The organism is Mesorhizobium sp. M0306, from assembly GCF_040321655.1.
Taxonomy (GTDB): Bacteria; Pseudomonadota; Alphaproteobacteria; order Rhizobiales; family Rhizobiaceae; genus Mesorhizobium.
Genome location: NZ_JAMYRY010000014.1, coordinates 1 through 22,141, shown reverse-complemented (window position 1 = coordinate 22,141; position 22,141 = coordinate 1). Strand labels below are relative to the sequence as shown.

19 protein-coding genes, 1 tRNA gene and 1 pseudogene are annotated in these 22,141 nt (G+C 62.4%); 19 read left to right on the top strand and 2 right to left on the bottom strand.

The window, feature by feature from the left end:
• Nucleotides 1-57: 57 nt before the first annotated feature.
• From NKI95_RS19500 to NKI95_RS19425, 16 genes are all read left to right on the top strand, one after another.
• The gene (locus tag NKI95_RS19500) at nucleotides 58-753 is read left to right on the top strand and encodes a helix-hairpin-helix domain-containing protein (RefSeq protein ID WP_352718920.1); all 696 of its coding nucleotides are present in this window, start codon (nucleotides 58-60) and stop codon (nucleotides 751-753) included.
• 74 nt (nucleotides 754-827) lie between these two features.
• Nucleotides 828-2,909 (top strand): NADH-quinone oxidoreductase subunit NuoG, encoded by a 2,082-nt coding sequence (gene nuoG, locus NKI95_RS19495; RefSeq protein ID WP_352718919.1) that lies wholly within the window; start codon nucleotides 828-830, stop codon nucleotides 2,907-2,909.
• A gap of 2 nt (nucleotides 2,910-2,911) precedes the next feature.
• Nucleotides 2,912-3,955: an NADH-quinone oxidoreductase subunit NuoH gene (gene nuoH, locus NKI95_RS19490; RefSeq protein WP_352718918.1), complete on the top strand. Its 1,044-nt coding sequence runs from the start codon at nucleotides 2,912-2,914 to the stop codon at nucleotides 3,953-3,955.
• Nucleotides 3,956-4,151: 196 nt separating this feature from the next.
• Nucleotides 4,152-4,643, top strand: coding sequence for an NADH-quinone oxidoreductase subunit NuoI (gene nuoI, locus NKI95_RS19485; protein WP_023676622.1), 492 nt, complete (start codon nucleotides 4,152-4,154; stop codon nucleotides 4,641-4,643).
• A gap of 118 nt (nucleotides 4,644-4,761) precedes the next feature.
• Nucleotides 4,762-5,382, top strand: a complete 621-nt coding sequence (locus NKI95_RS19480) for an NADH-quinone oxidoreductase subunit J (RefSeq protein ID WP_352718917.1) — start codon at nucleotides 4,762-4,764, stop codon at nucleotides 5,380-5,382.
• Between the two features lies 1 nt (nucleotide 5,383).
• Nucleotides 5,384-5,692, top strand: a complete 309-nt coding sequence (gene nuoK / locus NKI95_RS19475) for an NADH-quinone oxidoreductase subunit NuoK (RefSeq protein ID WP_023676620.1) — start codon at nucleotides 5,384-5,386, stop codon at nucleotides 5,690-5,692.
• A gap of 10 nt (nucleotides 5,693-5,702) precedes the next feature.
• A complete protein-coding gene (gene nuoL, locus NKI95_RS19470) occupies nucleotides 5,703-7,676 on the top strand; it encodes an NADH-quinone oxidoreductase subunit L (RefSeq protein ID WP_352718916.1) in 1,974 nt (657 codons plus the stop codon).
• On the top strand, nucleotides 7,676-9,181 hold the full coding sequence (locus NKI95_RS19465; RefSeq protein ID WP_352718915.1) for an NADH-quinone oxidoreductase subunit M: 1,506 nt from the start codon (nucleotides 7,676-7,678) through the stop codon (nucleotides 9,179-9,181). The genes nuoL and NKI95_RS19465 overlap by 1 nt, the downstream gene beginning before the upstream one ends.
• A gap of 17 nt (nucleotides 9,182-9,198) precedes the next feature.
• Nucleotides 9,199-10,635 carry an NADH-quinone oxidoreductase subunit NuoN gene (gene nuoN / locus NKI95_RS19460; protein ID WP_352718914.1) on the top strand — a complete coding sequence of 479 codons (1,437 nt, stop codon included), beginning with the start codon at nucleotides 9,199-9,201 and terminating at the stop codon, nucleotides 10,633-10,635.
• Nucleotides 10,636-10,639: 4 nt separating this feature from the next.
• Nucleotides 10,640-11,461: a biotin--[acetyl-CoA-carboxylase] ligase gene (locus NKI95_RS19455; RefSeq protein ID WP_352718912.1), complete on the top strand. Its 822-nt coding sequence runs from the start codon at nucleotides 10,640-10,642 to the stop codon at nucleotides 11,459-11,461.
• 83 nt (nucleotides 11,462-11,544) lie between these two features.
• Nucleotides 11,545-13,215, top strand: coding sequence for a ribonuclease J (locus NKI95_RS19450; RefSeq protein WP_352718911.1), 1,671 nt, complete (start codon nucleotides 11,545-11,547; stop codon nucleotides 13,213-13,215).
• Nucleotides 13,216-13,335: 120 nt separating this feature from the next.
• Nucleotides 13,336-13,740: a methylmalonyl-CoA epimerase gene (gene mce, locus NKI95_RS19445; protein WP_352718910.1), complete on the top strand. Its 405-nt coding sequence runs from the start codon at nucleotides 13,336-13,338 to the stop codon at nucleotides 13,738-13,740.
• Nucleotides 13,737-14,021: a DUF1467 family protein gene (locus NKI95_RS19440; RefSeq protein WP_292663027.1), complete on the top strand. Its 285-nt coding sequence runs from the start codon at nucleotides 13,737-13,739 to the stop codon at nucleotides 14,019-14,021. Before mce ends, NKI95_RS19440 begins: the two co-directional genes overlap by 4 nt.
• A gap of 561 nt (nucleotides 14,022-14,582) precedes the next feature.
• Nucleotides 14,583-15,911, top strand: coding sequence for a proline--tRNA ligase (proS, locus tag NKI95_RS19435; protein ID WP_352718909.1), 1,329 nt, complete (start codon nucleotides 14,583-14,585; stop codon nucleotides 15,909-15,911).
• Nucleotides 15,908-17,194 carry a lipoprotein-releasing ABC transporter permease subunit gene (locus tag NKI95_RS19430; RefSeq protein ID WP_352718908.1) on the top strand — a complete coding sequence of 429 codons (1,287 nt, stop codon included), beginning with the start codon at nucleotides 15,908-15,910 and terminating at the stop codon, nucleotides 17,192-17,194. The genes proS and NKI95_RS19430 overlap by 4 nt, the downstream gene beginning before the upstream one ends.
• Entirely contained in the window at nucleotides 17,191-17,874 is a 684-nt protein-coding gene (locus NKI95_RS19425; RefSeq protein WP_254818120.1) for an ABC transporter ATP-binding protein, read from the top strand. Before NKI95_RS19430 ends, NKI95_RS19425 begins: the two co-directional genes overlap by 4 nt.
• Before the next feature lie 388 nt (nucleotides 17,875-18,262).
• On the opposite strand, the gene lipB is transcribed toward NKI95_RS19425, so the two are convergent.
• The gene (gene lipB / locus NKI95_RS19420) at nucleotides 18,263-19,006 is read right to left on the bottom strand and encodes a lipoyl(octanoyl) transferase LipB (protein ID WP_352718907.1); all 744 of its coding nucleotides are present in this window, start codon (nucleotides 19,004-19,006) and stop codon (nucleotides 18,263-18,265) included.
• Between the two features lie 177 nt (nucleotides 19,007-19,183).
• Between lipB and NKI95_RS19415 the strand changes: the two genes are divergently transcribed.
• Nucleotides 19,184-19,268: transfer RNA gene (locus NKI95_RS19415), tRNA-Leu, on the top strand.
• A 136-nt stretch (nucleotides 19,269-19,404) separates the two neighbouring features.
• Nucleotides 19,405-20,787, top strand: a complete 1,383-nt coding sequence (locus tag NKI95_RS19410) for a DUF6538 domain-containing protein (protein ID WP_352718906.1) — start codon at nucleotides 19,405-19,407, stop codon at nucleotides 20,785-20,787.
• A gap of 535 nt (nucleotides 20,788-21,322) precedes the next feature.
• Here NKI95_RS19410 and NKI95_RS19405 read toward each other — a convergent pair.
• Nucleotides 21,323-21,520 carry a hypothetical protein gene (locus tag NKI95_RS19405; protein ID WP_352567621.1) on the bottom strand — a complete coding sequence of 66 codons (198 nt, stop codon included), beginning with the start codon at nucleotides 21,518-21,520 and terminating at the stop codon, nucleotides 21,323-21,325.
• 53 nt (nucleotides 21,521-21,573) lie between these two features.
• Between NKI95_RS19405 and NKI95_RS19400 the strand changes: the two are divergent.
• Nucleotides 21,574-22,141 (top strand): annotated as a pseudogene (locus NKI95_RS19400) (transposase); the annotation flags it as partial.

Below are 22,141 nucleotides of genomic sequence, written 5' to 3'. Positions count from 1 at the left end.
AATGTCCGAAACGAGGAAACGAGCACGGGGCAGACGGAAACGACCAGGAGACCACCTATGTCGCTGTTTTCGACACCCGACGATTTTACGCCCGATATGGACCCGTTGTTGAAGATGAACCATGATCTGACCAGGATGATGCCGAAGGAGATGGCCAATGCCGTCAATCTCCTGGCGCATCCTGTCGCGGGCGCGGCGGCGATGACCGCACTCGGCATCGGCCTTGCCAACCACGCCTTTGGTATCTGGATGGGCGTGCTTTCAGGCGCGGCCGAGACCTCGCAGCGGCTTTGGCAGCCGGTTGCCGAGGATTTCGAGACCCGGACGGAACGCGTTTCTGCGACTGGCAAAAGCTCCTCGACAAAGGCGCGCGCAGCCACCAAAACCCTGATTGCCGAGGCGCAGTCCTTCGCCAACGATGTGACCGACATTGCGACGAGCACTGCGGCGCGGAGCTTGGCGAATGCGAGCACCGTTGCAGCGGATGCGTCGGCCGGGCTGATGCCGGAAGATTTCAAGCAGCCCAAGCCGATGGACCGGCCAGCCGAGCCCGCCGACCTCAAGGCGATATCGGGCATCGGGCCGAAACTGGAAAAGGTGCTGAACGGCCTTGGCATCTGGACATACGCCCAGATCGCCGCGTGGACGCCGCAAGAGATCGCCTGGGTCGAAGATTACCTGTCGTTGAAGGGCCGGATCGGCCGTGACGGCTGGATCGGTCAGGCGGCCGCGTTGGCCGGGGCCACAAAGTGAATTCAATAGCGTGCGCGGTCTCGGCTGCGCCCGGAAGGAAAGATTGCGGAACGTCCGCAGGGGTTTGAGGCGAAATGGCAAAGCTCAAGGTCGACGGGAAAGAGATCACTGTACCCGACCATTACACGCTGCTGCAGGCGGCCGAGGACGCCGGCGCGGAAGTGCCGCGCTTCTGCTTCCACGAGCGGTTGTCGATCGCCGGCAATTGCCGCATGTGCCTGATCGAGGTGAAGGGCGGCCCGCCCAAGCCTCAAGCGTCCTGCGCCATGGGCGTGCGCGACCTGCGCCCCGGCCCGAACGGCGAGCCGCCGGAAATCTTCACCAACACGCCGATGGTCAAGAAGGCCAGGGAAGGCGTGATGGAATTCCTGCTGATCAACCATCCGCTGGATTGCCCGATCTGCGACCAGGGCGGCGAGTGCGACCTGCAGGACCAGGCGATGGCGTTCGGCGTCGATTCCTCGCGCTACCACGAGAACAAGCGGGCGGTCGAAGACAAGTATATCGGGCCGCTGGTCAAGACGATCATGAACCGCTGCATCCATTGCACGCGCTGCGTCCGCTTTACCACCGAGATTGCCGGCATATCCGAGCTCGGCCTGATCGGCCGCGGCGAGGATGCCGAGATCACCACCTATCTCGAAAGCGCGATGACTTCGGAGCTGCAGGGCAATGTCATCGACCTTTGCCCGGTCGGTGCGCTGACCTCCAAACCGTACGCCTTCCAGGCACGGCCTTGGGAACTGACCAAGACAGAATCCATCGACGTGATGGACGCCGTCGGCTCGGCGATCCGCGTCGATAGCCGGGGCCGCGAAGTGATGCGCATCCTGCCGCGTACCAACGAGGCGGTGAACGAGGAATGGATTTCCGACAAGACCCGCTTCATCTGGGACGGCCTGCGCACGCAGCGCCTCGACCGCCCCTATGTGCGCAAGGACGGCAGACTGGCCCCGGCAAGCTGGGCGGAGGCTTTTGCCGCGATCAAGGAAGCGGTGTCGAATGCGGCACCCGAAAAGATCGGTGCCATTGCCGGCGATCTCGCTGCCGTCGAGGAGATCTACGCGCTGAAGCTTCTGATGGCTTCGCTCGGCTCGAAGAACACCGACTGCCGCCAGGACGGTGCCGCACTCGATCCGTCGCTCGGCCGGGCGAGCTATGTCTTCAACCCGACCATCGAAGGCATCGAGCAGGCCGACGCGGTGCTGATCATCGGCGCCAATCCGCGCTTCGAGGCGTCCCTGCTCAACGCCCGCATCCGCAAGCGCTGGCGGGCCGGCAATCTGCCGGTCGGCGTCATCGGCGATGTCGGCGATACGCGCTATGATTACGAGCAGCTCGGCGCCGGGCCGGAATCGCTGAAGGATCTGGCCGACGGCAACGGCAAATTCTTCCAGCTGCTGAAGAAGGCGACGCATCCGCTGATCATCGTCGGCCAGGGTGCGCTGGCGCGCCCGGACGGCGCGGCCGTGCTCGGCCAGGCGGCGAAGCTCGCCGTCGCCGTCAACGCCGCAAGAGCCGACTGGAACGGCTTTGCCGTGCTGCACACCGCCGCGGCACGCGTCGGCGGCCTCGATGTCGGCTTCGTGCCGGGCGAGGGCGGCAGGAATGTCGCCGGCATGCTCGGCGAGACCGACGTGCTGTTCCTGCTCGGTGCCGACGAGATCGACATGGCCAAGACCGGCGGCGCTTTCGTCGTCTATATCGGCACGCATGGCGACAAGGGCGCGCATCGCGCCAACGTCATCCTGCCGGGCGCCGCCTATACCGAGAAGTCGGGCACCTTCGTCAACACCGAAGGCCGCGTGCAGCAGACCAACCGGGCCGGCTTTGCGCCCGGCGAAGCGCGCGAGGATTGGGCGATTCTCAGGGCGCTGTCGGATGTGCTGGGCAAGAAGCTGCCGTTCGATTCGCTGCCGCAGCTGCGCGCAAAACTCTATGCGGAATACCCGCATCTTGCCCGCATCGACCATGTTGCGGCCGGCCACCCGGCCGACATCGCCAGGGTGGCGAAGCTCGGCGGGCGGCTGAACAAGGGCACCTTCACCTCGCCGGTCAAGGATTTCTACCTGACCAACCCGATCGCGCGGGCTTCCGCGGTGATGGCCGAGTGCTCGGCTTTGGCAAAGAACGGCTTCAGGCAGGCGGCGGAGTAGACATGGACACCTTCTTCTCCTTCTACGTGCTGCCGGCGCTGCTGATCCTTTTGAAGTCGGTCGTGCTAATCGTCGTGCTTTTGATCTTCGTCGCCTATGTGCTTTACGCCGACCGCAAGATCTGGGCGGCGGTGCAATTGCGCCGCGGACCGAACGTCGTCGGCCCGTGGGGCACGCTGCAGGCCTTCGCCGATCTTTTGAAATTCGTCTTCAAGGAGCCGGTGATCCCGTCCGGCGCCAACAAGGGCGTTTTCCTGCTGGCGCCTTTGGTGTCGGCGGTGCTGGCGATCTCTGCCTGGGCGGTCATCCCGGTCAATGAAGGCTGGGCGATCGCCAACGTCAATGTCGGCATCCTCTATGTCTTCGCCATCTCCTCGCTCGAGGTCTATGGGGTGATCATGGGCGGCTGGGCGTCCAATTCGAAATACCCGTTCCTCGGCGCACTGCGGTCGGCGGCGCAGATGGTGTCCTACGAAGTCTCTATCGGCTTCGTCATCGTCACCGTGCTGCTTTGCGTCGGCTCGCTCAACCTGACCGACATCGTTTTGTCGCAGCAGGATGGGTTGGGCACGCGGCTCGGCCTGCCCAACACCTTCCTCGACTGGCATTGGCTGTCGTTGTTCCCGATGTTCATCGTCTTCTTCATCTCGGCGCTGGCGGAGACCAACCGTCCGCCCTTCGACCTCGTGGAAGCCGAATCGGAACTGGTCGCCGGCCATATGGTCGAATATTCCTCGACGCCGTTCCTGTTGTTCTTCCTCGGCGAATATGTCGCCGTGGTCCTGATGTGCGCGCTGGCCACCATCCTGTTCCTTGGCGGCTGGCTGCCGCCCTTCAATTTTGCGCCGTTCACCTGGGTGCCGGGGCTGATCTGGTTCGTGCTCAAGGTCTGCCTGGTGTTCTTCATGTTCTCGATGGTGAAGGCGTTCGTGCCGCGCTACCGCTACGATCAGCTGATGCGGCTCGGCTGGAAGGTCTTCCTGCCGATCTCGCTGTTCATGGTGGTCGCCACCGCCGCTTTCCTCAAGATCACGGGGTTTGCGTGATGACATATGAAATTGGGGGAGCTATCGGTGGCGTTGTTTTTGCGACTGTCGAGTTCTTTCTACTTCGCGCTTACTGGTTGAACCCCGAACTTCCACTGAAAAACCGACGTGTCCTAAGAGGCGTTGCCTTTTTCGGTTTTGCCTTTCTGCCAATAGTTGGATGGATTCAAGGTATGAAACTTTCGGGAGCCCTTTGATGTCCGCTCTTTCCCAGGCCGCCAAGTCGCTGCTTTTGCAGGATTTCGTCAGCGCTTTCTTCCTGTCGATGCGCCAGTTCTTCGCGCCGAAGGAGACGATCAACTATCCGCATGAAAAGGGGCCGGTCAGCCCGCGCTTCCGCGGCGAACATGCGCTGCGCCGTTATCCGAACGGCGAGGAACGCTGCATCGCCTGCAAATTGTGCGAGGCGATCTGCCCGGCACAGGCCATCACCATCGAAGCCGGCCCGCGCCGCAATGACGGCACGCGGCGCACCGTGCGCTACGACATCGACATGGTGAAATGCATTTATTGCGGCTTCTGCCAGGAAGCCTGCCCGGTCGACGCCATCGTCGAGGGGCCGAATTTCGAGTTCGCGACGGAGACGCGTGAGGAACTTTATTACGACAAGGACAGGCTTCTGGCCAATGGCGACCGCTGGGAGCGTGAGCTGGCGCGCAACATCTCGCTGGATGCGCCTTACCGCTGATATTTGACGCATGGACGGGGCGAGGGGCCTCGTTTAAGGAACACGCAACTTGCCGACCGGAGGCGGTGGCAAAAAACAGGACGAACGTCCTGTTCGGACAGGAACCCGGGGGAACCCCATGCTGAGTGGACTAGAGGCGGCCTTTTTCTACCTCTTCGCCTTTGTCGCGGTGGCGTCGGCGTTCATGGTCGTTTCGGCGCGCAATCCCGTGCATTCGGTGCTGTTCCTGATCCTGACCTTCTTCAACGCCGCCGGCCTGTTCATGCTGACCGGCGCCGAGTTCCTGGCGATGATCCTGCTCGTCGTCTATGTCGGCGCGGTCATGGTGCTGTTCCTGTTCGTCGTAATGATGCTCGACGTCGATTTCGCTGAAATGAAGGAAGGCGCCCTGCAATATGCACCGATCGGCGCGCTGGTCGGGCTGATCCTGGCGGCGGAGCTGATCGTCGTGCTCGGCGGCTATACATTCGCGCCGAAACTGGCGGCGACGATTGCGAAACCCATTCCGGACCTGGCCGCGCGCTCGAACACGGCAGCGCTCGGCGACATTCTCTATACGGATTACCTCTACTACTTCCAGGTGGCGGGGCTGGTGCTGCTGGTCGCCATGATCGGCGCCATTGTGCTGACGCTGCGCCACAAGCCGGGCGTCAAGCGGCAGTCGATCGCCGCCCAGGTCGGCCGCACGGCGGCAACCGGAGTGGAAATCCGCAAGGTCAAGACGGGCGAAGGAGTCTGAGATGGTCGTCGGCATCGCGCACTACCTGACCGTATCGGCGATCCTGTTCACGCTCGGCGTGTTCGGCATCTTCTTGAACCGCAGGAACGTCATCGTCATCCTGATGTCGATCGAGCTGATCCTGCTTGCGGTCAACATCAATTTCGTCGCCTTCTCGGCGGCGCTCGGCGATCTTGTCGGCCAGGTGTTTGCACTGTTCGTGCTGACGGTCGCGGCGGCCGAAGCGGCGATCGGCCTTGCCATTCTCGTCGTCTTCTTCCGCAACCGCGGCTCGATCGCGGTCGAAGACGTGAACATGATGAAGGGTTGACGGAACCACCATGTATCAGGCCATCGTCTTCCTTCCGCTGCTCGGCTTCCTGATCGTCGGCCTGTTCGGCACCTCGCTCGGCGCCAAGGCTTCCGAATACATCACCTCCGGCTTCCTGGTGATCGCGGCTGTGCTGTCGTGGATCGCCTTCTTCTCGGTCGGCTTCGGCGGCGGCGAGGTATTCACCGTGCCGGTGATGCGCTGGATCCAGTCTGGCGGCCTCGAAGCGTCTTGGGCGCTGCGGATCGATACGCTGACCGTGGTGATGCTGGTCGTCGTCAATACGGTGTCGGCGCTGGTCCATATCTACTCGATCGGCTACATGCATCACGACCCGGACCGGCCGCGCTTCTTCGCCTATCTGTCGCTGTTCACCTTCGCCATGCTGATGCTGGTGACGGCCGACAATCTGGTGCAGATGTTCTTCGGCTGGGAAGGCGTCGGCCTTGCCTCCTATCTGCTGATCGGCTTCTGGTACAAGAAGCCGTCGGCCAATGCGGCTGCGATCAAGGCGTTCATCGTCAATCGCGTCGGCGACTTCGGCTTTGCGCTCGGCATATTCGGCGTGTTCGTGCTGTTCGGCTCGGTCAATCTCGGCACCATCTTCGCCAATGCGGCGACGTTCATTCCGGCGGAAGGCGCGCCGCAAGGTGCGGCCGTGCTGACCTTCCTCGGCTATGCACTCGATAAGCAGGCTGCGATGACGGTCGTCTGCCTGCTCCTGTTCATGGGCGCCATGGGCAAGTCGGCGCAGGTGCCGCTGCACACTTGGCTGCCCGATGCCATGGAAGGCCCGACGCCGGTCTCGGCACTGATCCATGCCGCGACCATGGTGACGGCAGGCGTGTTCATGCTGGCGCGGCTGTCGCCGCTGTTCGAGCTGTCGCATTCGGCACTGACGGTGGTCACCTTCATCGGCGCCTTCACCGCCTTCTTCGCGGCGACAGTCGGTCTCGTCCAGAACGACATCAAGCGCGTCATCGCCTATTCGACCTGTTCGCAGCTCGGCTACATGTTCGTGGCGCTCGGCGTCGGCGCCTATGGCGCGGCGATTTTCCATCTGTTCACCCACGCCTTCTTCAAGGCGCTGCTGTTCCTCGGCTCGGGCTCGGTCATCCACGCCGTTTCCGACGAGCAGGACATGCGCAAGATGGGCGGCCTCAGGACGCTCATCCCGACGACTTACTGGATGATGGTGATCGGCACGCTGGCGCTGACCGGTGTCGGCATCCCGGTAACAATCATCGGCACGGCTGGCTTCTTTTCCAAGGACGCCATCATCGAAGCGGCCTTCGCCGGCCACAATGCGGTCGCCGCGTTTGCCTTCATATTGCTGGTCGTTGCCGCCTGCTTCACCTCCTTCTACTCCTGGCGGCTGATCTTCATGACCTTCCACGGCGAGCCGCGGGCCAGCCACGAGGTCATGCACCATGTCCATGAATCGCCGCCGGTCATGCTGGTGCCGCTGTTCATCCTGGCGGCGGGCGCGCTGTTTGCCGGCGTGATCTTCCACGGCGCCTTCATCGGCGAGGGCTATGCCGAATTCTGGAAGGCGTCGCTGTTCACGCTGCCGGACAACAACATCCTGCACGAAATCCACGAAGTGCCGTTGTGGGTCGAGCTGTCACCGTTCATCGCCATGCTGATCGGCTTTGCGATTGCCTGGCAGTTCTACATTCGCGCGCCGGAAATGCCTCGGAGCGTCGCCGCCAACCATCGCCTGCTCTACGCCTTCCTGCTCAACAAATGGTATTTCGACGAGCTCTACGACTTCCTGTTCGTGCGGCCGGCAAAGCGCCTCGGCAGCTTCCTGTGGAAGACCGGCGACGGCACCGTCATCGACGGGCTCGGGCCGGACGGCATTTCGGCGCGCGTCGTCGATGTCACCAACCGGGTCGTCAAGCTGCAGACCGGCTATCTCTACCACTATGCCTTCGCCATGCTGATCGGCGTTGCCGCACTCGTCACCTGGATGATGCTCTGATGACCGCCTGGCCGATCCTATCGCTGGTCACCTTCCTGCCGCTGGTTGGTGTGCTGCTCATCCTTTTCGTGCGCGACGACAGCGAGAACGCGCGCCGCAACATCCGCGCCATCGCGCTGTTCACGACTGCGTTCACGTTTGTGATTTCGTTGTTTATCTGGACCGGCTTCGACAATTCGCAGCCTGGCTTCCAGTTCGTCGAGAAGTTTGCCTGGCTGGATTCCGGCATCTCCTACCATATGGGCGTAGACGGCATCTCCATGCTGTTCGTCATCCTGACCACCTTCCTGATGCCGCTCTGCATTCTCGCCTCGTGGGAATCGATCGAGAAGCGCGTCAAGGCCTATATGATCGCTTTCCTGCTGCTCGAGACGCTGATGATCGGCGTGTTCTGCGCGCTCGACATCGTCTTGTTCTACGTCTTCTTCGAAGCCGGCCTGATCCCGATGTTCATCATCATCGGCGTTTGGGGCGGCAAGCGGCGCGTCTATGCCTCGTTCAAGTTCTTCCTCTATACGCTGGCCGGCTCGGTGCTGATGCTGCTCGCCATCATGGCGATGTTCTTCCAGTCCGGCACCACCGATATCCCGACGCTGCTGACGCATAATTTCCCGGCCAATATGCAGACCTGGCTATGGCTCGCCTTCTTCGCGTCCTTTGCGGTGAAGATGCCGATGTGGCCGGTGCATACCTGGCTGCCGGACGCGCATGTCGAGGCACCGACGGCCGGCTCGGTGATCCTGGCCGCCATCCTGCTCAAGATGGGCGGGTACGGCTTCCTGCGTTTTTCGCTGCCGATGTTTCCGATCGCATCCGAAATGTTCGCGCCGCTGATCTTCACGCTCTCCGTCTTCGCCATCATCTACACCTCGCTGGTGGCGCTGATGCAGGAGGACATGAAGAAGCTGATCGCCTATTCGTCGGTCGCTCACATGGGCTTCGTTACCATGGGCATCTTCGCGATGAACCAGGAAGGCGTCCAGGGTTCGATCTTCCAGATGCTGTCGCACGGCCTGGTCTCCGGCGCGCTGTTCCTCTGCGTCGGCGTCGTCTACGATCGCATGCACACGCGTGACATCGACGCGTATGGCGGATTGGTCAACAACATGCCGAAATATGCAACGGTGTTCATGATCTTCACCATGGCCAATGTCGGCCTGCCCGGCACCAGCGGCTTCGTCGGCGAGTTCCTGACCATGCTCGGCGTGTTCCGGGTCAACACCTGGGTGGCGTTCTTCGCCGCCACCGGCGTCGTCCTCTCGGCGGCCTATGCGCTCTGGCTCTACCGCAAGGTGATCTTCGGTGCGCTGACCAAGGAAAGCCTGAAAGGCCTGCTCGACCTGTCGACGCGCGAGAAGGTGATCATCTATCCGCTGGTTGCGCTGGTCATCTTCTTCGGCGTCTATCCGGCGCCGATCTTCGACGCGACGGCCGAATCGGTCAAGGCGCTCGTCACCAATGTCACTGCATCCATCGGCGCCGCGCAGACCGCGGCGGCGAACTGACTGGGGTTTTGCGAACCATGACGCCGGACCTTCTCTCCAGCCTGTCGCTCTCGACGCCAGAGCTGATCCTCGCCATCGGCGCCTTGGCGCTGTTGATGCTCGGCGCCTATTCTCGCGCCAACACCACCGTCACGGTGAGCGGCCTTGCCGTCGCCGTGCTGGTGATCGCCGGCGCCTGGCTGATCTTTTCGCCGGGGCAGGGCAACGCCTACGGCGAGGCCTTCATCCAGGATCCGTTCGCCCGCTTCATGAAGATGCTGGCGCTGATCGGCTCGGCGGTGACGCTGGTCATGTCGGTCCGCTTTGCCCAGGCGGAGCATTTCGACAAGTTCGAATATCCGGTGCTGATCCTGCTCTGCACGCTCGGCATGATGCTGATGATCTCGGCCAACGGCATGATCGGGCTCTATCTCGGCCTCGAGCTGCAGTCGCTGGCGATCTACGTGCTGGCGGCGATCAACCGCGACAATCTGCGCTCGACCGAGGCCGGGCTGAAGTATTTCGTTCTTGGCGCGCTGTCGTCGGGCATGCTGCTTTACGGCATCTCGCTGGTCTACGGCTACACCGGCAATACCGGCTTCCAGGAGATCGCCGCGGCGCTGAGCGGCGGCGAGCGCCAGCTTGGCCTCGTCTTCGGCCTGGTCTTCGTGCTGGCCGGCCTTGCCTTCAAGATCTCGGCGGTGCCGTTCCATATGTGGACGCCCGACGTCTATGAAGGCGCGCCGACGCCGGTGACGGCTTTTCTGGCGGCGGCACCCAAAATGGCGGCGATGGCGCTGATGGTGCGCGTCACCATGGGCGCCTTCAAGCCGATCGCCGCCGACTGGCAGCAGATCATCGTCTTCATTTCGATCGCCTCGATGGCGCTCGGCGCCTTCGCGGCCATCGGTCAGACCAACATCAAGCGGCTGATGGCCTATTCCTCCATCGGCCATATGGGTTATGCGCTGGTCGGCCTTGCCGCCAACAGCCAGGACGGCGTGCGCGGCGTCGCCATCTACATGCTGATCTATCTGGTGATGACGCTCGGCACCTTCGCCTTCATCCTCGCCATGCGGCGCAAGGAGGGCAATGTCGAGCAGATCAGCGATCTCGCCGGCCTGTCGGCGACCAATCCGATCATGGCGACGATCCTCACCATCCTGATGTTCTCGCTGGCCGGTATCCCGCCGCTCGCCGGCTTCTGGGGGAAATGGTACGTGTTCCTCGCCGCCATCAACGCCAATCTCTACGCGCTGGCGATCATCGGCGTGCTGGCCTCTGTGGTGGGCGCCTACTATTATCTGCGCATCATCAAGATCATGTGGTTCGACGAACCGGTCGGCGGCTTCGTGCCGATGGCGACCGAACTGCGCGTCGTGCTCGGTGTCTGTGGCGCCTTCGTGCTGTTCTACGTGCTGATTGGCGGCCCGATCGGAACCTACGCGGCAGCCGCGGCCAAGACCTTCTTTTAGCGGAATGACGTTCAGGCTGGCCCCAACCGCGGCTTCGGAAGGGTTCCGGCTCGAGGCGCACGATACGGTCGGCTCAACCAATGCGCTGGCGCTGGAGCACGCGCGGGCAGGCGATCCCGGCAAATTGTGGGTCGTTTCAAAAAAACAGGAAGCTGGGCGGGGCCGCCGCGGCCGCGCCTGGGCGACGCCCGAGGGCAATCTGGCCGCGACGCTGCTGGTGATCACCAACACCGAGCTTCGACTTGCCGCGACGCTCGGCTTCGTTGCCGGACTGGCGCTGGCCGACGCGCTCGACGCCGTCGTGCCGAAGGGCAGGATCGCGATCGGCCTCGATGGTGCGAGCCAAGGCAAGAACCGTTTCGAACTGAAATGGCCGAACGATGTGCTTGCCTCGGGCGCCAAGCTCGCCGGCATCCTGCTGGAATCGGCGATGCTGGATGGCGACCGTTCGGCGGTGGCTGTCGGCATCGGCGTCAATGTGGTGGCTTATCCCAGGGATTTGCCCTATCCAGCGACGTCGCTCAACGCGCTGGGATCTGCTTGCGACGCCGAGACGCTGTTCCTGGCGCTGTCGGATGCCTGGAGCGAGAATGCGCGGCTGTGGAACGAAGGGCGTGGGCTTGCCGCCGTCAGGCGGCGCTGGCTGGCGCGTGCGGCGGGGCTTGGCGGGCAGGTTGCTGTCAGAATTGACGGTAATGTGGTGCGCGGCACCTTCGAGACCATTGACGAGGACTGCCGTTTCGTGATCCGCGACGATCAAGGTTCGGTTCTGACGATCGCTGCCGGCGACGTGCATTTCGGCGCGGTTGCCTCGGCCGGCGTTTGACCGGCCAATACGTTGCCTGGCCAGCATTTGACCAGCTTGAATTTGACCGGCCCGCAATTTTGACCGGCAAGGAAGGAAAGACCATGGCGACAGCGGAAAACGCCGAACTTGTCTTCGTGCCGCTCGGCGGTGTCGGCGAGATCGGCATGAACTTCGCCCTCTACGGCTATGGGCCGGCCAATGCGCGCGAATGGATCATCGTCGATGTCGGCGTCACTTTTCCCGATGCAACCCTGCCCGGCGTCGACCTGGTACTGCCCGACACGCGTTTCATCGAGGAGAATGTCGCCAATCTGCGCGGCATCGTCATCACCCATGCGCATGAGGACCATTACGGGGCGCTGCACGACATCTGGCCGAAGCTCAAGGCGCCGGTCTGGATGACGCCGTTCAGCGCTGGCCTGCTGGAAGCCAAGCGGCAGGGCGAGCAAGGGGCGCCGAAGATCCCGGTGACGATCTACCGGGCCGGCGAGAAATTCACCGTCGGCCCGTTCGAGATCGAGGCCATCCCCGTCGCGCACTCCATTCCCGAACCGATGTCGCTGGCGATCACGACGCCGGCCGGCGTCGTCATCCATACCGGCGACTGGAAGATCGATCCGGCGCCGACGGTCGGGCCGAAGACCGACGAGGCACGCTTCCGCGCCTATGGCGACAAGGGCGTGCTGGCGCTGATCTGTGATTCCACCAATGCGATGCGGGAAGGGGAATCGCCGTCCGAAGTGGCGGTGGGCGAGGGCCTCAAGAGCGTCATCCAGAACGCCAAGGGCCGTGTCGCCGTCACCAGCTTCTCCTCCAATGTCGGGCGCATCGTCTCCATCGCCAGGGCAGCGCGGGATGCCGGCCGCCAGTGCCTGGTGCTTGGCCGCTCGATGAAGCGCGTCATCGATGTGGCTGATGAACTCGGCTATATGGACGGGTTGCCGGAATTCATCGCCGAGGAGGATTACGGCTTCATTCCGCGTGAAAACCTCGTCATCATCTGCACCGGCAGCCAGGGCGAGCCGCTTGCCGCACTTGCCAAGCTGTCGCGCGACGAGATGAAGTCGGTGGCGCTGACGGCCGGCGACACGGTGGTGTTTTCCTCGCGCACCATTCCCGGCAACGAGAAGGCGATCCTCGAAATCAAGAACCGCCTGATCGATCTCGGCATCAAGATCATCGAGGACGGCGATGCGCTGGTGCATGTCTCCGGCCATCCACGCCGCAGCGAATTGCGCAAGATGTATGAATGGGTGCGGCCGCAGATCGGCGTTCCCGTGCATGGCGAAGCGGCGCATCTGGTGGCGCAGGGCTCGTTGATGTCGACGTCCGGCATCGGCCAGGTCGCGCAGGTGCGCGACGGCGACATGCTCAGGCTGTATCCGGGTGCCGCTGCCATCATCGACCAGGTGCCGTTCGGCCGCATCTACAAGGACGGAAGGCTGGTCGGCACCGACCAGGCGATGGGCATTCGCGACCGCCGCAAGCTGTCCTTTGCCGGACATGTCGCCGTCAACGTCGTGCTCGACGACAAATACGAGCTTGCCGGCGATCCGGATCTCGTCGCCATCGGCGTCGCCGAGGCCGACGGCGGCGGCGAGAGCCTGGAAGACCTGATGATCGATGCGGCAATCGGCGCCGTGGACTCCATCCCCCGCCAGCGCCGAAAAGACCTCGACCTGGTCCAGGAGGCGGTGCGGCGCGCGGTGCGCGGCGCGGCCAACGAAGCCTGGGGCAAGAAGCCGCTGGTGACGGTGTTCGTCACGCGGTGACGAACAAGGGAATAGGGGAGTAGGGCAGTAAGGGAGTAGGGAAAGTGGATGGCTGCATCGCCTTTTTCCCTATTCCCCTACTGCCCTACTCCCTTACTCCCCTAACTTTCGGAGCACCCTATGCTCGGACGCCTCAACCATGTCGCGCTTGCCGTGCCGGATCTGGCCGCGGCTGCGGCGGTCTATCGCGATACGCTTGGCGCCCGCGTGACCGCGCCGCAAGCGCTGCCGGAGCATGGCGTTACGGTGGTGTTCGTCGATGTCGGCAACACCAGGATAGAGTTGCTGGAGCCGCTCGGCGAAGGCTCGCCGATTGCGGGATTCCTCGAGAAGAATCCGTCCGGCGGCATGCACCATGTCTGCTATGAGGTGGACGACATTGTTGCGGCGCGCGACCGTCTCAAGGCCGGCGGCGCGCGCGTGCTGGGCGACGACAATCCGAAGACCGGCGCACATGGCAAGCCGGTATTGTTTCTGCACCCCAAGGATTTCTTCGGCACGCTGGTCGAACTGGAGCAAGCATGAGCTGGGTTTCGTTTGTCGCCCTGTTCTTCGCCACATGGTGGGTGGTGTTGTTCGCCGTCCTGCCGTTCAGCATGCGGACGCAGGACGAGGACCAGGACGTGACGCTTGGCACGGTTCCGAGCGCGCCGCGCGGACCGCACATGCTGCGGGCGGCGCTGCGCACGACGATCGCCACGCTGGTCCTCATGGGTATCTTCTACGGCATCACAAGAGGGCTTGGCCTCGGCATCGACGACATCCCGCACATCGTGCCGGATTTCAACCAGAGCCCAGCGCATTAGCCGGCTACCTACTGTGTCCGGCTATCCAAGGCCTATGCCGACGCCCTGAAATCAAGCTGCGCCAGCAAGGTCAACCCAAAGTAAAGGCCGGGGCGGGTTTGGGCTGACACAACGTCATGTAGTTTGGTAATCTGTCGTGCTAACCAAATGATTGCACAAAAAAAATGCAAGGCGCGAGGCCTTGCAATTTAAACGCGTCCGATCTGTTTCCGGTGTCCGGCGGCAGCGAGTTACCGCGCCTAGATCGCATCCTCCCAAGACTTTGACCGCGTAGGAGGGCAGATTTTTCTCTACCCTCTCGGTTATGGGGGCACACTAGCCTAAGCCAGGTGAAAATGTCACGAAGAATTTTGCTCGGAAACAAGCAATCTCGTGCTGCAGTGCACAATAGTGCGGCAGGCGTTGCTTGCGAAACGACCAGCCGGCCGCATGCGGCGATCGCAACGCCGTGCAGCGCCTGGGCCGGGTTTCCATTCCGCCATGAAATGGCTATGAAGCCGGGGCAAGCAAGCCTGCGCTGCGCCGATTCCGGCGCCGCCATCCTCTCTCACGGACCAGTTCATGCGTTTGTCGCGCTATTTCCTGCCCATTCTCAAAGAAAATCCGCGCGAGGCCGAAATCGTCTCGCATCGGCTGATGCTGCGCGCCGGCATGATCCGCCAGCAGGGGCAGGGCAGCTTTTCCTGGCTGCCGCTCGGCAAGCGGGTGCTGGACAAGGTCTGCCGGATCATTCGCGAGGAGCAGAATCGCGCCGGCGCGCTCGAAATCCTGATGCCGACCATCCAATCGGCCGAGCTGTGGCGCGAAAGCGGCCGCTATGAAGACTATGGCAAGGAGATGCTGCGCATCAAGGACCGGCAAGACCGCGATATGCTCTACGGGCCGACCAACGAGGAGATGGTCACCGAGATCTTCCGCTCCTACGTCAAGTCCTACAAGGACCTGCCGCTCAACCTCTATCACATCCAGTGGAAGTTTCGCGACGAGGTGCGCCCGCGCTTCGGCGTCATGCGTTCGCGCGAGTTCCTGATGAAGGACGCCTATTCCTTCGACCTCGATTATGAAGGCGCCAAGGCCGCCTATAACCGTATGTTCGTGTCCTATCTCAGGACGTTTACGCGCATGGGGCTGCAAGCGATCCCGATGCGCGCCGACACCGGGCCGATCGGCGGCGACCTCAGCCATGAGTTCATCATCCTGGCCGACACCGGCGAGAGCCAGGTGTTTTGCCATCGCGACTATCTCTCGCTTGATGTACCGGGGGCGAATACCGACTTTTCGAATGACGCCGAGATCGCCGAGATCGTCAAGACATGGACGACGCCCTATGCCGCCACCGACGAGATGCATGACGAGGCGGCATGGGAGAAGGTGCCGACCGGCGACCGGGTCTCGGCGCGCGGCATCGAGGTCGGCCATATCTTCCATTTCGGCGACAAATATTCCAAGCCGATGGGCGCCAAGGTGACCGGGCCGGACGGCAAGGATCATTTCGTCTCTGGCGGTTCCTACGGCATCGGCCCGTCGCGGCTGGTCGCGGCGATCATCGAGGCCAGCCATGACGATAACGGCATCATCTGGCCGGAAGCGGTGGCACCGTTCGACATCGGCCTGATCAACATGAAGGCTGGCGATGCCGAATGCGACCGGGTCTGCGGCGAGCTGCATGCCGCCTTTGCCGCCGCCGGCAAGGAGGTGCTCTACGATGACACCGACCAGCGGCCGGGCGGCAAGTTCGCTACCGCCGACCTGATCGGACTTCCGTGGCAGGTGATCGTCGGGCCGCGCGGTGTAGCCGCCGGCGAGGTCGAGATCAAGAACCGCAGGACCGGCGAGCGCGAGACGCTGCCGGTCGGCGACGTGAAAAAGCGTTTCGGTGCCGCGGCATGAACGAAGCGGCAGCAGCCAAACCTTCGGCGGCAGGACCCTTTTCCGGCTTTGAGCGCATGGTGGCGTGGCGCTATCTGCGCTCGCGCCGCAAGGAGACGGTGATCTCGGTCATCGCCTCGATCTCCTTCCTCGGCATCATGCTGGGCGTCGCCACGCTGATCGTCGTCATGGCGGTGATGAACGGCTTTCGCGCCGAACTGCTGACGCGCATCCTCGGCGTCAACGGGCACCTGATCGTGCAGCCGCTCGACATGCCGCTGGAGGACTATGCGCAGGTCGCCGGCCGCATCAACGGCGTGCCCGGCGTCAAATACGCCATTCCGCTGATCGACGGACAGGTGCTGGCGCAAGGCAATGTCGGGGGCGGCACCGGCGCGCTGGTGCGCGGCATACGCGGCGAGGATCTCGGCAAGATCACAATCGTCGCCAACAACATCAAGGAGGGCTCGATCGTCGGCTTCGACACCGGCGAGGGCGTCGCCATCGGCAGCCGCATGGCCGAGAATCTCGGCCTTGTGCTTGGCGATACGATCACGCTGATCTCGCCCGAGGGCGACGTCACGCCGCTCGGCACGACGCCGCGCATGAAAGGCTATCCGGTCACCGCGATCTTCGAGGTCGGCATGTCGGAATATGACAGCTCCATCGTCTACATGCCGTTTTCGGAAGCGCAGCTTTATTTCAACATGGACGGCAGGGCGCAGACGATCGAGATCTACGCCGACAATCCCGACAATATCGACGCGCTGAAGCCGAAGGTCGAAGAGGCGGCGCAGCGGCCGATCAGCCTTGTCGACTGGCGAGAACGCAACAGGACGTTCTTCGATGCGTTGCAGGTCGAGCGCAACGTCATGTTCATGATCCTGACGCTGATCGTGCTGGTGGCGGCGCTCAACATCATTTCGGGCCTGATCATGCTGGTGAAGGACAAGGGCCACGACATCGCCATCCTGCGCACCATGGGCGCCACGCGCGGCGCCATCCTGCGCATCTTCCTGATGACGGGCGCGGCGATCGGCGTTGTCGGCACCATCGCCGGCGTGCTGCTCGGCGTTGTAATCTGCCTGAACGTCGAGCGAATCCGCCAGTTCTTCTCCTGGCTGGCCGGCGAGAGGCTGTTCAATCCCGAGCTCTATTTCCTCAGCCAACTGCCCGCCCGGATGGATGTCAGCGAGACGATCTCGGTCGTTCTCATGGCGCTGGCGCTATCGTTCCTGGCGACCCTGTTTCCGGCGTGGCGCGCGGCCAGGCTCGATCCGGTCGAAGCGCTGAGGTACGAATGATGGCCGAGGCCATTATCGAGCTGAAGAGCGTCGAGCGGCACTATGTGCAGGGGCCGCGCAAGCTGACCATCCTGAACGGCGCCGATTTTTCGCTGAAGCGTGGTGAGATGGTGGCGCTGGTGGCGCCGTCGGGCACCGGCAAGTCGACGCTGCTCCATACGGCCGGGCTGCTGGAGCGGCCGGACGCCGGCGACGTGATCCTGGCGGGGCGCGCCTGCGGCCGGCTTTCCGACGACGAGCGCACGGCGATCCGCCGCAACGACGTCGGCTTCGTCTATCAGTTCCATCATTTGCTGCCGGAATTCTCGGCGTTGGAAAACATCATGATGCCGCAGCTGATAAAAGGGCTGCCGCGCAAGGAGGCGGCCGAGCGAGCGGCGCAATTGCTCGACTATATGCAGATCGGCAAGCGGGCGCAGCATCGCCCTTCCGAGCTCTCCGGCGGCGAGCAGCAGCGCGTCGCCATTGCGCGTGCCGTCGCCAATGCGCCGCTGGTGCTTTTGGCCGACGAGCCGACCGGCAATCTCGACCCGGTGACCGCTTCCTATGTGTTCGAGGCGCTGGCAGCGCTGGTCCGGCAATCGGGCCTGGCGGCGCTCATCGCCACCCACAATCACGAGCTCGCCTCGCGCATGGACCGCCGCGTGACGCTGGCCGACGGCAAGGTCGTGCCGCTTTAGGGTGTGTCGATATTCAGGTGATGCCGGCCTGTGATCTGGCAGAAGCCCTCCCGCTATATTCCGTGCGCGCGTTCGGCCCGAACGGATCGGCAATCTCCCTCTCAACCCTTTCTTAACCCTGCCGAAATTGACCGCGGGCGATTTCGGTGATGCCGGACCGCGGTCGTTGACATTCGAACAAAATTAGAACAAAATACGAACATACTAACAACAGGAGAGAGTTATGACCGATCTTGTTCAGGATGTCGTCTCGCTGGTGTGCATGAGCACGTTCCTCATTTCCATGGCAATCTGGATCGGCGCGATGTGAGGGGCCGCCGAAAAAGTGGCTCGACGCTGATGAGCGAGGGCCGCCTTCGCACCTTGGCGCAGGCGTTCGACGAGTGTTTCAGCCGGCCCTGCGGGACACTTCGACAGGCGACACCGCGGCAGGCCCGAACACGTCCTCGAAAGCGGATTTCAGCGCCAGGTCGAGGTCGGCCATGGTCACGGGAAGGCCGAGATCGACGAGGCTGGTGACGCCGTGATCCTGGACGCCGCACGGCACGATGCCGCTGAAATGGCTGAGGTCCGGCTCGACATTGATGGCGATGCCGTGAAAGCTCACCCAGCGCCTCAGCCTGATACCGATGGCGGCGATCTTGTCCTCGGCCGCCGAGCCGTCGGGCAAAGCGGGGCGGTCCGGCCGCACCACCCAGACGCCGACGCGGTCCTCGCGGCGTTCGCCGCGCACATTGAAGGCAGCCAGCGTGCCGATGATCCATTGTTCGAGTGCCGCGACGAAAGCGCGGACATCCTCGCGCCGCCGCTTCAGGTCGAGCATCACATAGGCGACGCGCTGGCCAGGCCCATGATAGGTGTATTCGCCGCCGCGCCCGGCGGCAAAGACCGGGAAACGGTCCGGCTCGATCAGGTCCTCGATGCGGGCGCTGGTGCCGGCGGTGTAGAGCGGCGGGTGCTCGACCAGCCAGACCATCTCGCCGGCGGCGCCGCTGCGGATTGCCTCGGCGCGCGCCTCCATCACGGCGAGCGCATCGGGATAGGCGGTGAGTCCGGGCTCGATGCGCCATTCGACCGGCGCCGAGCCGGGCAAGGGCAGGAACGACGTGGCGATCTGGCTGCGTTCTGTCATGATATCTCGTCTCGCCACCCATATGGCGGCAATCGGTACAAACGTCCAGTTCCGGGCACGCTCGGCCCCTTGAAGAGTTATGCCGATGTCCGGCCGATTATTGCTGGCCGCGCACTTGTTTCACTGGAAACGATTTGCTACACGCCGCGGGCCGGTTGGTTCCGGCTCCTACCACGTGCGGTCGTGGCGGAATTGGTAGACGCGCAGCGTTGAGGTCGCTGTGGGGCAACCCGTGGAAGTTCGAGTCTTCTCGACCGCACCATCAAATTAGTGAACTGGCTCTCCTAACTCGTTGAAATATCATTCCGACAAATCCCCTCTTTCGGGGGAACTTGGAATTCTGGCCGTAATGCGATACAGTCTGCGATACAAACTGAGATACATCGCGAGATTGGCCCATGCGAAAAGAGGCCGTCGCAGAGCCCGCCAGGGACCCGGATCGCTACCTCATCCGGCGCGACGGGATTTTCTATTACCATCGGCGAGTGCCTGCCAAGCTGGCCGGCATCGACGATCGAGGCAGCTTCATTCGCAAGTCTTTGGGAACGGACGAGCGTCGCCTGGCACGTGCAATGCGCGACAGGCTTGAAGACGCGGATAAGACCCTGTGGGCCGTGCTTCTTTGCGGCGGCGAGACAAGATCAGCACTTGATCAGTATCGCGACGCCGTCCGCCGAGCTGAAGCCATGGGGGTCTCCTATCTTTCAAACGGACAAGTGGCAGGCTTTCAGAATGTTGATGCGATCTTGAAGCGTGTCGAAGCGCTGGAGCGCGTTCAAGCGGCCCCCGCCGTGGCCGACGCTCTCCTTGGCGGTGTGCCGGTGCCGCCGGTCAAAATCTCAGACGCTTTTGATCTCTATGCCGATGAGATCATGGCACATGAAATTGCAGGCAAGAGCCAGTCTCAGCGCCGAATGTGGAGGAAAGTAAAGCAGAGGGCCGTCAGCAATTTTGTCGCCCTGGTCGGCGACAAGCCCATCGGTGAAATCACGCGCGAGGATGGACTGGCTTTCTACCGATTTTGGCTCAAGCGCGTTGCGCCGTCGCCTGATGTCGGACCCGCAACACATTCCGCCTCGGCCGGCAATCGAGATCTCGGCAACATGCGCGACCTCTACAGGCGCTATTTCGCTCATCTGGGCGAGGAACAAAAAGGCACCCCATTTGATGACCTCCGCTTTTCGGAGGGTGGCAAGCGCCGTCGTAAACGCCCGTCATTCGAACCCAAATGGATATCCGATCAGATCATGAGGCCAGGCGCTTTAGCATCCCTGGATGCTCAAGCGCGCCGATGCGTTTTGGCGCTGATCGAGACAGGCGCACGGCCAAGCGAGATATGCAATCTCGACGAGACCGTGATCTTCCTTGACACACCGGTTCCCTACATTCGCATCACCCCACGGGAGGACGCCGATGATCCGCGCGAAATCAAGACCGAATGGTCCGTGCGAGATGTGCCGCTGGTAGGCGTCGCCTTGGAAGTTTTTAAGAGAAGTCCACAGGGATTTCCGCGCTACCGCAATCGTGAAGAGGCACTTTCAGCAAACCTGAATAAGTATTTCAAAACCCACAAACTGTTCCCGACTCTGAAGCACAAGATTTACTCGCTTCGGCACAGTTTCGAGGATCGTATGAAAGAGGCAGGCCTCGACAGTGAGCTTCGCAAAATCTTAATGGGCCATACGATCGAGCGGGTAGAGTATGGTTCGGGCGGATCACTGCAATGGCGACGCGACGAGCTCAAAAAAATTGCTTTGCCTTTCGATCCCGAGATCGTTTGAGCCGTTCCTGGACCCGCAGCATTGCGCCCGTCTCTGCCATCAGTTTCTTCCTTTCGCTTTCAAGACGCTCGTAAATTGGGAGATACGCTTGTCCTTTTTTGCCAGCCTTGTGAATAGCAAGCGCCAGTGTATCCAGAGCGCGGTCAATTCGCTCTAACGTCACAGACTCAGGAACCGTGCTGACCCGTGGCAGAGCACAATTCATCCGCGGTTCCCATCTCCGTTTTCGGCTCGGTGATGACACAGAGGAGATAATGGCAGCAGGAGCAGGTGAGAAAAGCGGTTTGGCTCTGGCATAGCGCGGCGGCGCGCTTCGGCGTAGAAATCGGAAAACGGGCCTGCGGCGGCAGCTCTGAAATCGATCGGCGTTAGGCCTTCATCCGCCGGAGATCGGAATCCGAAACCCACCATCTATGGCACGCGACTGCAGATCAGTCGCGGTACGGCACCTCTCGCCGGGGGTGGCGGTCCCGCGTCTCGCCTGTGGCGCCGCTATGCTGACGCTCCTTCGGCACCCGGTTAACCGGTCTCGAGGTCACGAACTGGCTACGTCGACGAAATGAATCCTCCTTAGACCAATGGACATTTCATCGACTGCGCTTTGTACGCCCTTTTTATTGACGAGGCGTTCTTTTGCTACTGTGGGCAAGCGGCCTGACAACAAATCGAAATCGAGTCCCACGAACTCGAAATTGGGAGTCATGACGATGGTTGATGGGTCATGACCTGCCACTGAGTTTTTCCTCCATCTGAGATTAGAGTCCGGCCTCGATTGAAGGAGGACTGATGAAGAGAAAGCGGTTTACGGAAGAGCAGATCATCGCGGTTCTGCGTGAGCACGAAGCGGGGGCGAAGGCGGGCGACCTGGCGCGCAAGCATGGGATCTCCGAGGCGACGCTGTATAACTGGAAGGCGAAGTATGGCGGGATGGACGTCTCCGATGCCAAACGGCTGAAGGCCTTGGAAGACGAGAACGCGAAGCTGAAGAAGCTGCTCGCCGACCAGATGCTGGAAGCCTCGGCACTGCGCGAGCTTCTGTCAAAAAAATGGTAGGGCCCGCCGCCAAGCGCGAAGCCGTCGCGCATCTGCAGGCCACGATGGGCCTGTCGGAGCGTCGGGCCTGTTCCTTCGTCGACGCCGATCGTAAGATGATCCGCTACCAGTCTCGCCGAGCGCCAGAGGCGGCACTGCGCGGCCGGCTACGCGACCTGGCCAACGAGCGCCGGCGCTTCGGCTATCGGCGGCTGTTCATTCTGGCGCGAAGGCGAGGCATCGGGTATCAACCGCATCTACCGGCTATACCGCGAAGAAGGACTGGCCGTGCGCAAGCGACGCTCCAGGCGCCGAGCGGTAG

Bases quoted from the DNA above. Each gene is read 5' to 3' on its own strand.
- NKI95_RS19410 (WP_352718906.1), top strand. From the start codon at position 19,405: ATGCGAAAAGAGGCCGTCGCAGAGCCCGCCAGGGACCCGGATCGCTAC.
- NKI95_RS19450 (WP_352718911.1), top strand. From the start codon at position 11,545: ATGGCGACAGCGGAAAACGCCGAACTTGTCTTCGTGCCGCTCGGCGGT.
- nuoN (WP_352718914.1), top strand. From the start codon at position 9,199: ATGACGCCGGACCTTCTCTCCAGCCTGTCGCTCTCGACGCCAGAGCTG.
- nuoL (WP_352718916.1), top strand. From the start codon at position 5,703: ATGTATCAGGCCATCGTCTTCCTTCCGCTGCTCGGCTTCCTGATCGTC.
- nuoH (WP_352718918.1), top strand. From the start codon at position 2,912: ATGGACACCTTCTTCTCCTTCTACGTGCTGCCGGCGCTGCTGATCCTT.
- nuoI (WP_023676622.1), top strand. From the start codon at position 4,152: ATGTCCGCTCTTTCCCAGGCCGCCAAGTCGCTGCTTTTGCAGGATTTC.
- NKI95_RS19500 (WP_352718920.1), top strand. From the start codon at position 58: ATGTCGCTGTTTTCGACACCCGACGATTTTACGCCCGATATGGACCCG.
- lipB (WP_352718907.1), bottom strand. From the start codon at position 19,006: ATGACAGAACGCAGCCAGATCGCCACGTCGTTCCTGCCCTTGCCCGGC.
- mce (WP_352718910.1), top strand. From the start codon at position 13,336: ATGCTCGGACGCCTCAACCATGTCGCGCTTGCCGTGCCGGATCTGGCC.
- nuoK (WP_023676620.1), top strand. From the start codon at position 5,384: ATGGTCGTCGGCATCGCGCACTACCTGACCGTATCGGCGATCCTGTTC.
- NKI95_RS19425 (WP_254818120.1), top strand. From the start codon at position 17,191: ATGATGGCCGAGGCCATTATCGAGCTGAAGAGCGTCGAGCGGCACTAT.
- nuoG (WP_352718919.1), top strand. From the start codon at position 828: ATGGCAAAGCTCAAGGTCGACGGGAAAGAGATCACTGTACCCGACCAT.
- NKI95_RS19480 (WP_352718917.1), top strand. From the start codon at position 4,762: ATGCTGAGTGGACTAGAGGCGGCCTTTTTCTACCTCTTCGCCTTTGTC.
- NKI95_RS19440 (WP_292663027.1), top strand. From the start codon at position 13,737: ATGAGCTGGGTTTCGTTTGTCGCCCTGTTCTTCGCCACATGGTGGGTG.
- NKI95_RS19430 (WP_352718908.1), top strand. From the start codon at position 15,908: ATGAACGAAGCGGCAGCAGCCAAACCTTCGGCGGCAGGACCCTTTTCC.
- NKI95_RS19465 (WP_352718915.1), top strand. From the start codon at position 7,676: ATGACCGCCTGGCCGATCCTATCGCTGGTCACCTTCCTGCCGCTGGTT.
- NKI95_RS19455 (WP_352718912.1), top strand. From the start codon at position 10,640: ATGACGTTCAGGCTGGCCCCAACCGCGGCTTCGGAAGGGTTCCGGCTC.
- proS (WP_352718909.1), top strand. From the start codon at position 14,583: ATGCGTTTGTCGCGCTATTTCCTGCCCATTCTCAAAGAAAATCCGCGC.